Below are 12,069 nucleotides of genomic sequence, written 5' to 3'. Positions count from 1 at the left end.
AATCTGCGTGAAAAAATCTATTCGCAAAAATATTTCACGCAGATTAAAAAAGATTTTAGCAGATTAAATTTGATTTTTGCTTGATTAAAGTTTTCCAATAGCCGCTAGTTTTAACTAGGGGATTTTAGAAATGTAAATTAGCTAGGATTTAGCCAAACTAGCGTATTTAGGCTAAAGCCTTATTTGCGCAAATTTTATTTACCTCCATCTAAAGATGGAGGCAATTAATCTTCAAAACCTAAGAGTTAATTTAGTTTTCTACACTAGTTACAGAAAACATTCCTGTAATGTCGTTTGTTCCGTTTCCTCCTAAATTATCTACAAATTTTACCATTTGCGCTGCAGTATGAACATTTGGAGTTGCATTATCGCCCATTCCTGTTCCTGTAGACAACGTAATTGTATTGATTTTTCCGCTCAACAATTTGTCGAAATCAGCTTTAATTTTGATTTTCGGAGCATTTTTACCCACAGTTGCATTTGTAGTAAGGTTTAGCGTAATATCTCTGTATGCATTTACACCTTGTGTGTAAGCCCCTTCAGTACCCGCAACAGTACTTCCTGTATGAATAGATAGCGCTTTATTGTCTGTATCATAAAATCCTTCCACTTTTGTAAAACGATATCCTGTTCCCCATTCCCACATCATTGCCGTGTCGTTGGCACCAGCTGCTGCGTAAAACTTAGGAAATCTTGTTTGGTCTAGCGTATTTTGTTCTGTTTTAATTCCCAAACCAAATTTAATCTGCTTGTATGATGCAGAAGGCACATTGCTCAAAACATAGCTTAATGAAGCTGCTTTTGCCTGATCGATTACTGTTGCACCTTTGTCTAAATCATTTACGTTGTAAGGCACTTCACTTCCGTCATCTTTTATTAGACGAATATTACTAATCACATATTTTACTTCAGAAAAATGATGCACTTGTCCTACCGCTGAAGTATTTGTAGACGCAGATGCTGAAGTTGCATCTCCCAAAACAATGGTTTTATCTTTGAACGTATTGTTGAATTCTAACGTTACATTGTTTGCTGCTGGAGCATCGTCATCGTTTGAACATGAAACAAATGCCAAAGCGGCCACTGATAATAAAAGGTATTTTTTTAAATTTTGCATTTTTATGATTTTAATTTTTGTATTGTATTTTATAAATCGAAAGGAAGATTATAAAATAGGCGGCGGTACAAAAATTTCAAGGCAAGGTTCTAGTCGATCCGATTCTTTGTAGATTGACACTTTCTTGGATGTTATAGTTTTTAATAGTGGAACCTGAAACTCAAATGTTGTGTTTAAAGCAATATCGATCTTTTTGCTAATGCTTCTCAATTCCAAATCGGTATTTTTTTCCGATTCTTGAAGTTCTTTCTTCAAATGGCATTTACCATGACATTGCAGTTCTGGCTTAGCTTTGTTAACACAAAATTCTTTTTCTATAGCAACTTGATTCAGTTTAAAGTGCACCACGATAAGCGCCTGCTGGAAAGAAACCAGCAGGAACAGAATCGTCATTGTGATACTAAAAACTTTTTTCATTTTTAATTATAATTTCCTTTTTATGCACTTTTTTGTCATCCTGACAAACGTTGTCGTAGAACTATGTGTTAGAAACTAGTTTCTTTCTATTCTCTATTCTCTATTCTCTATTCTCTATTTTCTATTCAACATTAAAAAAACTATGTTTCTATGTGTTTCAATTTAATTTTACTAAACAGATTAGAAATTCAATTTTAAAGACGTGAAAATATTACGTCCCATTCTCGGGATATTTCCCCAGTCAGCATAAGTACTGTAATACGCATTTAATACGTTCTCTGCACCAATTTGTATTGTGCTTCTCACCTTATTTATTTTAAAAGAATAATCGGCAGAAATATTCCAAATGGCATAAGACGCTGTCTGATCTTCTCCATATTCTGGACTGTAATTAATCTGTTCAAAATCACCATTTACAGAAGTCTGGATTCCAAATTTTTTATACATATAATGAATAGAAGTCAAATAGCTTAACGGACGTATAAAAGGCAGATTTCCTCCTTTATTATCCATTCCGCGTGCATAGGTAAGTGTTCCTTTCCAATGCAAATGCTCTAAAATATCGTAACTTACATTGGCAGACATATTTAAAAGCGTTGCATAATCTAATGACGTATATCCTTTTACTCCAACCGATTGATAATTCATCGGACTTCCCATGCTCAGGATTTTGCCAATAATATAATTCTGAATATAGAAATAGTTGACTTTTCCTTGAATGCTTAATCTTTCGGTTTTAAAACCTGCACTAGCATTTCCTTCATACGAAATTTCATTTTTTAGATTCGGATCTCCAATGTAATCATAACGGTCAAAACTATTATAGATATAATAACCGTAACCCTCAGAAACAGAAGGCGCTCTATGGCCATAACCCGTTCCGACAGAAAAATTAAACTGATCAATATTTAAGTTATATGCCGCATTTAGACTCGGCAGAAATCTCGTTTTTTCCTGAGGTGCTCCTGGATGAAAAATCCAATTGAATTCTACATATTTAGAATAATTGTAATTCACTCCCAATGAACCTCCCAAATGCACTTTGCTTTTTTCAGAAATGTCCCAAGAATTATTCATAGAAAGTCCTGCATAACGAGTCGTAACCCAAGGCCAACTGTAAGCAAACATCGTTCTTTCGCTTCGATCTTGCGGATACATGCGCATTTCTGCAATAGACAAATTATCGTAAGCATTTAGCTGAATTTCAGAAGAGTAATCATTCTTTTTCAAATTCGCTTTCGAAACCAATCCGTATGTTGTGCTCCAACCCGGCATATCCATGTGAACCAAGTTTTCTGGTCGTGTTGTATCGTCCATATAATGCTCAATGGCATTAAAATATACTTTAGTGTCCACTACTCTAACCAAACCTTCTTCGAACAATTGCTTATAAGAAGCCGAAGTAATTAACGCACGCGAAAGCCACAAATCCATTGGCAAAGCAGGATAACCCACATCTTTTGCCACATCAAAAATCGCGTCTAACCTAACCGATGATAAATCGCTGGTTTTATAAGCCAAACCTAACGAAGTATTGAATTTATTGTATTGAGAATGCTTTACTTCGTTGTTGTTTCCGTCGTAATAATTATCGGCCGTACGATACGAAATGCTTCCGTCTGCCACAAATTTTTTACCTGAATAAGCAATATTTCCTAAATTGAAAAACTGCTTATTATTAAATTCAAATCCTGTTTGATACGCTCCATTCCATTTCTTCTGAAGTCCAAATGGCGTGCTTTTTCTTTTTAAATCAATACTTCCCGCAACAGTTGCTCCATGCAAGCTTCCCTCCTGACCCGATTTAATATCTACTGCTGCCAGATTATTACTTTCAACATAAGACGTAATTGGATCCATTTTATCGGTACACGCGCCAAAAACATGCATTCCGTCAATGGTAACCGTAGAACGTTCTGTACTCATGTTGTTTAATAAAGGTTCCCAAGCGTAAGCTCCGCGTTTTATAAAACTAATATTATCTGATGAAGACAAAAATTCATCAACAGAAACAGCCATTTTCATCTCGGTTTCTATTTTCTTTTTCGTCGCGTTTTTTACCGTTACTTCTTCTAAGTTTTTTATGCTATCGTGATGTGCATGCTGATTTTGAGCTGTAACTGAAAAACCCAAGAAAAGCAGCATTATAATATATTTCATGTTTTTAAAATAAAGTGTCAATATAAAGTTCACTTTTCACGCCTTCTACTCCTGGCGTATGATCAGTTGGAACTATAGTTCCCTTTACGATTAAACCGTTTTGGTTCATCATAATTAAGTTTAAGGTCCAGTTTCCTGTCATCGTATAATTAACAACACCGTGATACAAACCATCGTTTTCTTGTGTCAAATCCTTATTATTTGGCGAAGAATGATTTCCCATAGAAGGTTCTGGCATTCTAGGATCTAACTTTAAAGTGTATCCCACAACTTTAGAATAAGAAAACTGCGACGGATCTGGAAAAGTTCCTGCTGGAGTTGTTGGCTTATTGTATTTGTAAACACCCGCAACCAACGCGTTTTCTGAAACTGTAGGTTTTTGAGGCGAAATCAAGGCAATTACATATTGCTCGCCATCATTTCCTGCAAAAGCAGTCATATTGAGGTTTTTATTGCTTTGTTTTTGAACCGTAACATCTTTATTGATCTCATACTTTTGGTTATCAGCTGTAAAACTGATGTACAATTTCCAGCTTGCTGTTGTAGTGCTTTCTCCCGTAAAAACAGCATAACCGTTGTAGTATTTATTGGTAGAATCATACAACACATTATACTCATGCGGACAAGAACTTTTGCTTCCGTCGGCATTACTTATTATGGGTAAAAAAGTTACCGCAGCTGTCGTCAATTCTTGGTTGTTTTGAGTATTGATAATTTTAAAATGAAGCTCATTATATCCTTTATAAAAAGTTCCGTTTAAAGCTTCTATACTAATCTTATAGTTACCGCTTGTAAGAGATGTTGCTTCTTTAAATTCTAGATTTTCAGGAACTTCAGAACCTATTTCAGCTTCGTAATCTGTTTTATCAATTGTACAGGAAGTAACCGCAAACAATAGTGCGATTATCCAAAAATTAAAAGATTTCATTTGATGATATTATAAAAAACGTTTAAAATATAGCACCCTGCCATAAATTTTTGAATACCAAAAAAAGAGCCAAAATGCTGTGAGTGAGCCAAAAGAATGGCAACGTAAATGAAAATGGAAAAATTTTCCCTTTCAATTACAAAGAAGATCAAAATCAGTTTTTAGAATAATAAATTATATAATCCTAGCCTAAACTTAGAATTTTTAATTCGAGTAATTCTGCCAATCCATTCAAAATTCAGAATTGAATTTGGAATCTGGAATTTGGAATTTGGAATTTAAAACTAAATAGTGATCTCTACACTGTGTAGAGAGGAGGATGAAAAGTAAGATTAGAAGCTCCGATTGGTTTCTTCTCAAACAAAATTGAAGTGTTATCTTTTGATTCCATCACTGGAATTGCGCCAAAAGTGATTTCAGCAGTATTTTGAACATACACAAGCTCTAATTTGTCTTTTAGACTGTCTTGCATTTTTCGTTCATTATCAGAATATTTTTTAATGCTTTTTTGAAGTTCGCATCGACCGTTACAACTGTTAAAAGCCTGTTTACGCTGAACGCAAATCGTTTTCGCAATTTCTTTCTGATTGATTTTAAAAGAAGCATAAATAAACAAGCTGCCAAAAGATGGCGACATAAGTAAAATAGAAAGTGCTATGATGATTAACCTTTTCAAGTGCTTGTTCAAATAGTTTGCTGGCAAAAGTACATACTATTTTGTATTTATTTTAACTATTCTGATTTTTTATTTAATAAAAGACAGATCAATCTTTATTTACAAAAAACGGATTATTCATAAAATAACGAAATATCGTAAATAAAAAAACATCCATTTTTAAACAAACCCCTTAAAATAAAGACACTGCGAATAAGGCACGTTAATTGGCAATTGTTATGGCATTCTACTAAATCACTTAAAAATGCTACACATTATGAGACCAAAATTACAGCCATTTTCAGGTCAAAATCCAGCTTTTTGTAGAAAAGAAAAAGCAAACTTCTCTAGGAAAGATTCCGATAAGCTAAATTTTTTAACATCATTTTTCACTTCTTAATCTAGGTTAATCGATGCAGATGCTTTTCCGTAATAAGTTTGCATCAGAAACATCACAACATTGAACATCTATTAAACCATTTGTTAAAAAGTTAAACATATTTATTAAGTATTCAAATATTTCAAAATAAAATTAATCCTAAAATCAAAAAAATCATGAGCACATTTACAGTAAAAGACGGAACACAAATTTATTACAAAGACTGGGGAACAGGACAACCAATTGTTTTTCACCACGGATGGCCTTTATCAAGTGACGATTGGGATGCACAAATGATGTTTTTTCTTCAAAAAGGCTACAGAGTTATTGCACACGACAGACGCGGACATGGTCGTTCTAGTCAAGCCTCTGAAGGAAATAACATGGAAACTTACGCATCTGATATTGCTGAATTGGCTGAAGCTTTAGACTTAAAAGATGCTATTCATGTTGGGCACTCAACAGGTGGTGGTGAAGTAATTCGTTACGCTGCAAAATACGGAAAAGGTCGTGTTGCAAAAGCGGTAATCATAAGCGCAGTTACGCCAATAATGATTCAAAACGAATCTAATCCAGAAGGAGTTCCATTGTCAGTTTTTGACGAAATCAGAAAAGGAACAGGATTCAACAGAGCACAATATTTCTACGACTTCCCTATTCCTTTCTACGGATGGAACCGCGAAGGGCAAACTGTTCAAGAAGGTATCAAAGCAAACTGGTGGCGTCAAGGAATGATGGGTTCTGTATTGTCTCACTACGAAGGAATTAAAGCATTCTCTGAATCTGATTTTACAGAGGATTTAAAAAGTATAGATATTCCAGTTTTAGTATTACACGGAGAAGACGACCAAATTGTTCCTTATGGTCAAGCACCAAGAGCTGCAAAATTGTTGAAAAACGGAAAATTAATTTCTTATCCTGGATTTCCTCATGGTATGCCTACAACAGAGGCAGAAACGATCAACAACGATATTTTAGATTTCATCAAATAATCCATAACAACTACCTGTAAAGGTTCATTTACAGGTAGTTTAATCTTCTCACATTATGAGTTTTTTTCAACAACCCTCTTTTGATACGGTTACAGAAGCTTTGCAATGGCTGAGTACACAAGGTTTTACAGAAAACTTTAATCTGGATTCTAACTGTATTCGCTACAATAACAATACGCAGAGCATGTCGCCAGAAGAATTCAAAATCGAATATTTATTCCGTTTTGAAGGAGATACCGATCCAGGAGATGAAGATATTGTCTACGGGATTAAATCTGAAATCTACAATATCAAAGGTGTTTTAACCAGCGCTTTTGGAATTTATGCCGACTCAATTTCTTCTGAAATGATTAAGAAATTGTCTACGCACTAATCTTAAAAAAACACGAAATATCGCTAATGATTATTGTATTTCATTAGCCTAACCAATTAAAATCTTAAAAATAAATAGTATGAAACCATCAGTTAACTTATTATCACCAGATAATCACGCATTAGTATTAATCGATTTTGAAGGACAAATGGCCTTCGCAACGCACAATATTCCAGTAAGCGAATTACGCACGAATGTGGCAATTGTTGCTGGAGCATCGAAAATTTTTAACGTAGCAACAGTTGTAACTACAGTTGCAGAAGAAAGCTTTTCTGGACCTGTTTTTCCAGAATTAGAAGAGTTTTATCCAATCGCTACTTCTGGGTACCTTGACAGAACTACCATGAATACTTGGGAAGACGAAAATGCTTATAAAGCTATCGTAGCAAAAAACAAAAAGAAAATTGTGCTTGCTGGACTTTGGACAGGCGTTTGTATCGTAGGGCCTGCATTGTCTGCAATCGAAGAAGGTTACGAAGTGTACATTATTACAGATGCTTGTGGTGATGTTACTGCCGAAGCTCACGAACGTGCTGTACAAAGAATGATTCAAGCTGGAGCAATTCCGGTAACCTCTATTCAATATTTATTAGAACTTCAAAGAGATTGGGCACGTGAAGCAACTTACGGTCCTGTTACTTCTTTAATGAAAAAATATGGCGGTTCTTACGGAATTGGTATTCACTATGCTCATAACATGTTGAAACACTAATCGGACTAATTCATTTTATTATAAATCTCTTACGCTTCATTATGTTGGAATCATCAAAATCCATATTATCAAAAATCCTTTTCATGTGTATTGTTTCTTTTCTTTTGATAGGAAACACGGCATCAGCTCAAAGTTTTAAGCTGCTCCGTTACGATGAAAATTATGAATTCTTAAAAGATTCAAACAGAAACTTTTACGAACGATTAAAGTTCATTCCCTTAAATCAAGATAAAGAGGTTTACATGTCTATTGGTGGCGAAGCCAGATATGAATATGTTGATTTCAACAATGAAGACTGGGGACGATTCAATATTGGGCACAACAATTTCTTACTCCAGCGTTACGATCTTCATGCCGATGTGCATTTGGGAAAACGCTTTAGAATATTTGCCCAATTAAGAAGCGCCCTAGAAGATGGCCGTGTAAATGGCGCTCGCGGAATAGACGAAGATCAGCTGAATGTGCAGAATCTTTTTGTAGATGTGAATGTATGGCAGCAAAAAGACAAAAAAATAACCGTCCGCGCTGGAAGACAAGAATTGGACTATGGTTCCGGAAGGTTAATTTCTGTTAGAGAAGGTCCAAATACGAGGCTTTATTTTACAGGAGGAAAATTAATGTACACTTCGTCAAGAGTATCAGTTGACGCCTTTGCCATGATGGCCGACACGGTTCATAACGGTGTTTTTGATAATAAAATGTCTAAACAGCTTAACCTTTGGGGAGCCTATTCTAAAATAATTTTTCCAAAAGCAGGAAATCTAGATCTGTATTATCTCGGATTCAGAAGAGATGAATCTGTTTTTGAAGAAGGAATTGCTCCTGAAAGAAGGCATACAATCGGTTCGAGATTATGGAAATACGGTGGCGGTTTTATTTACAACCTCGAAGCAGCCTATCAATTCGGAACTTTTGGTTCTGGAAATATCAATGCCTGGACTGGCTCTGTAGATATTGGGTATATGTTTGAAAACGTAAAATTTAAACCCACCATAAATCTTAGAAACGATTATATCTCAGGAGATAAAAATCAAGGCAACGGAAATCTTCAAACATTTAATCCGCTGTATCCAAAAGGAGGATATTTTGGTTTTAGTCCGCAAGTTGGACCAGTAAACCTTATCGATATTCATCCGTATGCTACGATGGATTTATTGCCACAGCTAAAGATGCAGGTCGATGTGGTTCTAAACTGGAGATTTTCAACACAAGACGGAGTTTATAGGCCAAGCGGAATTCTAAATCTTCGCGGAAGCGAGTCTGACGAAAGATATATCGGAACTGCCTATCTCGCCAATTTTACCTATAGCGTAAACAAATATATTTCGATTGTCAGCGGTATTCAGTATTTCAAAACAGGTGCTTTTATCGATGACATGATTCCGAACTCAAAAGACGGGGTTTTCTTTAATGCTCGTCTTGGATTCAAATTTTAATCAAATACATAAATTAATTTTTAACACATAGAAACATAGTTTTTGAGACGTAAAAAAGGCGTTTCACTTGCAATAACACACATAGAAGATGTACTGGCGCTATTTGCATTACAAACTTTGTCAAAGTTTAAAACTTTGACAAAGTTCTCACAAAGCATTCAACAAACTATGTGTTAGAAACTAGTTTCTTTCTCTACTCTTTTTCAAAGTAAAGAAAATCTATGTTTCTATGTGTTTAAAAAATTTCAACAACACTAAACCCTTAACAATGAAAACAAACACTTCAAAATACAGTTTTAGATATTCCCATCTAATACTTCTAATTATAGCATTTGCAGGCTCTCTTAGTAACAATGCTTTTGCACAAACAGCTTCAATCGGTTCTACAGTAACTTGGGGGAAAGTAGACGGAATTGCAGTAAACGGATTGGTTCAAGGACCATCTGCAGCAGAAGCTGACTTGCAAGTTGCCTGCGTTTTTGAATATACAGAAGGTGATATTTTTAACCCTCCTGCCCTTCCTGCCAACTTAAACGGAATGGTGCATTTAGACGATGCGTTAAAAGGCATTATTACAGAATTACGCAAAAGCGGCAGATTTACAGGTCATTCTCTTGAAACTTTATTGATTACGCCTCCAAAAGGAACTTTAGCATCCAAACAATTACTATTAATCGGATTGGGAGACCGCAATAAATTTACTCCCGATTTAATGATTAGTGTTGGAAGCACTGCCATGCGCGAAGCTTTACGTTTAGGGGTTTCAAACTATTCTTTTGCAAGCGATATTAAAGATGCAGGAATCGATTCTCCAACTGCTCTAGTAGCCGAAAATGTGGTTTTAGGTTCTTTCGAAGCTTATAGAACTCAATCGTATTTAAAAGAAAAAAAGCTAACAGATTATAAGCCTCTAACCAAAGTTATCTTGCTTGCTGGCCCCGCTTTTTATACCGTTGCCGGAGAAGGAATAAAAGAAGCAATTACCAAATTGAACGCTAAATAACGGAACTATGAAAGCAGATTTAATTTTATTCAACGGAAAAATTCATAGTTTCAACGCTGAAACTCCAAACGTTACAGCTGTTGCAATTAAAGACGGAAAATTTATTGCAGTAGGAAATGACAGCGATATAATGGATTTTGCATCTGAAGAAACCAAAATAATTGATCTTCAGAATAAAAGAGTCGTTCCTGGAATCAACGATTCGCACATTCACCTTATTCGAGGCGGATTAAATTATAATCTTGAGCTACGTTGGGATGGCGTTCCTTCTTTGGCAGATGCGCTTCGAATGTTGAAAGAGCAAGTAGATCGTACTCCAAATCCGCAATGGGTTCGTGTCGTTGGTGGTTGGTCAGAATTTCAGTTTGCAGAACGAAGAATGCCTACCTTAGAAGAAATCAATGCGATTGCACCAGATACTCCTGTTTTTATTCTGCATTTGTACGACAGAGCCATTATGAACAGAGCAGCATTGAGAGCCGTTGGTTACAACAAAAATACGCCTGCACCTCCAGGCGGACAAATAGAACGCGATTCAAAAGGAGAACCAACTGGACTTATTATTGCGACTCCAAATGCAATGATTTTGTATTCGACTTTGGCAAAAGGTCCAACGCTTTCTTACGAGCATCAGATTAATTCGACGCGTCATTTTATGAAAGAATTGAACCGTTTCGGAATCACAAGTGTAATTGATGCTGGAGGAGGATTTCAGAACTTTCCAGATGATTATAAAGTGGTTAACGAATTGAACGAAAAGAAACAATTGACCGTAAGAATTGCCTACAATCTTTTCACTCAAAAACCAAAACACGAATTTGAAGATTTCTCCGATTGGATTGATACCGTAAAATTATATCAAGGAAACGATATGTACCGTCATAACGGAGCTGGTGAAATGTTGGTTTTTTCTGCTGCCGATTTTGAGGATTTCCTTCAGCCAAGACCAGATCTTCCTGAAAACATGGAAGCTGAATTAGAAAAAGTAGTTCGCCTTTTGGTAGAAAATCGCTGGCCTTTTAGACTTCATGCGACTTACAACGAAAGCATTACAAGGTTTTTGAATGTTTTTGAAAAGATCAATCAAGATGTTCCTTTCAACGGACTTCCGTGGATTTTTGATCACGCTGAAACGATTGACGAAAGAAATATCGAACGTGTAAAAGCTTTAGGAGGCGGTATTGCAGTTCAAAGCAGAATGGCGTATCAAGGAGAATATTTCACTGATCGTTACGGAGCAAAAGCAGCTGAAAACACACCGCCAATTAAAAAAATGATTGAGATGGAAGTTCCTGTCGGCGCAGGTTCAGATGCTACACGTGTGAGCAGTTACAATCCGTGGGTTTCTATGTATTGGATGACTGTCGGAAAAACTATTGGAGGATTGCAATTATACAATGAAACCAGATTGAACAGACAAACTGCTTTAGAATTGTACACCAGAGGAAGTGCTTGGTTTTCGCAGGAACAAACTAAAAAAGGAGATATTAAAGTGGGAATGTTTGCCGATTTAGTGGTTTTAGATCGAGATTATTTTACCATTGACGACGAAGACATCAAAAAAATCGAAGCCGATTTGACGATTGTCGATGGGAAAATTGTGTATGCTAATGGAGATTTTTCTTCGTTCTCGCCGCCTCACATTCCGATTTTGCCAGATTGGTCGCCAACCAATATTTACAACGGATATCCTGCGAGAAGTAGTTTCCAGAGTGCGATTGAAAAAAACGTAAAAGCGGATGCAAAACCAAAACTGACTTCGCAGATTCACAGCTGTACTGGAAGTTGCGATGTTCATTTGCACAATCACGATGCTGCGAGAATGAGCAATGTTCCAGTAAACAATTATAATGCATTCTGGGGCGCTTTGGGCTGTTCTTGTTTTGCTTTCTAAATT

The 12,069-nt window shown here is 35.9% G+C and carries 11 protein-coding genes; 6 read left to right on the top strand and 5 right to left on the bottom strand.

Annotated features, from left to right (window positions below):
* Positions 1-250: 250 nt before the first annotated feature.
* From QLQ95_RS19950 to QLQ95_RS19930, 5 genes are all read right to left on the bottom strand, one after another.
* Positions 251-1,117 (bottom strand): MbnP family protein, encoded by an 867-nt coding sequence (locus tag QLQ95_RS19950; protein WP_482501344.1) that lies wholly within the window; start codon positions 1,115-1,117, stop codon positions 251-253.
* A 48-nt stretch (positions 1,118-1,165) separates the two neighbouring features.
* Positions 1,166-1,534: a hypothetical protein gene (locus tag QLQ95_RS19945; RefSeq protein ID WP_482501342.1), complete on the bottom strand. Its 369-nt coding sequence runs from the start codon at positions 1,532-1,534 to the stop codon at positions 1,166-1,168.
* Positions 1,535-1,714: 180 nt separating this feature from the next.
* Entirely contained in the window at positions 1,715-3,694 is a 1,980-nt protein-coding gene (locus tag QLQ95_RS19940) for a TonB-dependent receptor plug domain-containing protein (protein ID WP_320493682.1), read from the bottom strand.
* A 4-nt stretch (positions 3,695-3,698) separates the two neighbouring features.
* Positions 3,699-4,622 carry a hypothetical protein gene (locus QLQ95_RS19935; RefSeq protein WP_320493683.1) on the bottom strand — a complete coding sequence of 308 codons (924 nt, stop codon included), beginning with the start codon at positions 4,620-4,622 and terminating at the stop codon, positions 3,699-3,701.
* Between the two features lie 298 nt (positions 4,623-4,920).
* Entirely contained in the window at positions 4,921-5,325 is a 405-nt protein-coding gene (locus QLQ95_RS19930) for a hypothetical protein (RefSeq protein ID WP_320493684.1), read from the bottom strand.
* 507 nt (positions 5,326-5,832) lie between these two features.
* Here QLQ95_RS19930 and QLQ95_RS19925 point away from each other — a divergent pair.
* The 6 genes from QLQ95_RS19925 (at position 5,833) to QLQ95_RS19900 (ending at position 12,066) form a co-directional block, all read left to right on the top strand.
* Complete coding sequence (locus tag QLQ95_RS19925; protein WP_482501340.1) at positions 5,833-6,648, top strand: alpha/beta fold hydrolase; 816 nt, start codon at positions 5,833-5,835, stop codon at positions 6,646-6,648.
* A gap of 55 nt (positions 6,649-6,703) precedes the next feature.
* Complete coding sequence (locus tag QLQ95_RS19920; protein WP_095929150.1) at positions 6,704-7,021, top strand: phosphoribosylpyrophosphate synthetase; 318 nt, start codon at positions 6,704-6,706, stop codon at positions 7,019-7,021.
* 79 nt (positions 7,022-7,100) lie between these two features.
* Positions 7,101-7,733: a hydrolase gene (locus tag QLQ95_RS19915; protein WP_482501338.1), complete on the top strand. Its 633-nt coding sequence runs from the start codon at positions 7,101-7,103 to the stop codon at positions 7,731-7,733.
* An 83-nt stretch (positions 7,734-7,816) separates the two neighbouring features.
* A complete protein-coding gene (locus QLQ95_RS19910; RefSeq protein ID WP_482501336.1) occupies positions 7,817-9,169 on the top strand; it encodes an alginate export family protein in 1,353 nt (450 codons plus the stop codon).
* A gap of 268 nt (positions 9,170-9,437) precedes the next feature.
* Positions 9,438-10,172, top strand: coding sequence for a M17 family peptidase N-terminal domain-containing protein (locus QLQ95_RS19905; protein WP_320493688.1), 735 nt, complete (start codon positions 9,438-9,440; stop codon positions 10,170-10,172).
* 7 nt (positions 10,173-10,179) lie between these two features.
* Positions 10,180-12,066 carry an amidohydrolase gene (locus QLQ95_RS19900; protein WP_482501333.1) on the top strand — a complete coding sequence of 629 codons (1,887 nt, stop codon included), beginning with the start codon at positions 10,180-10,182 and terminating at the stop codon, positions 12,064-12,066.
* The last annotated feature ends 3 nt before the right edge of the window (positions 12,067-12,069 follow it).

This window comes from Flavobacterium sp. B330r (genome assembly GCF_056824325.1).
The sequence above is the reverse complement of the archived record's forward strand: the minus strand, read 5'-3'. Positions and strand labels throughout refer to the sequence as shown.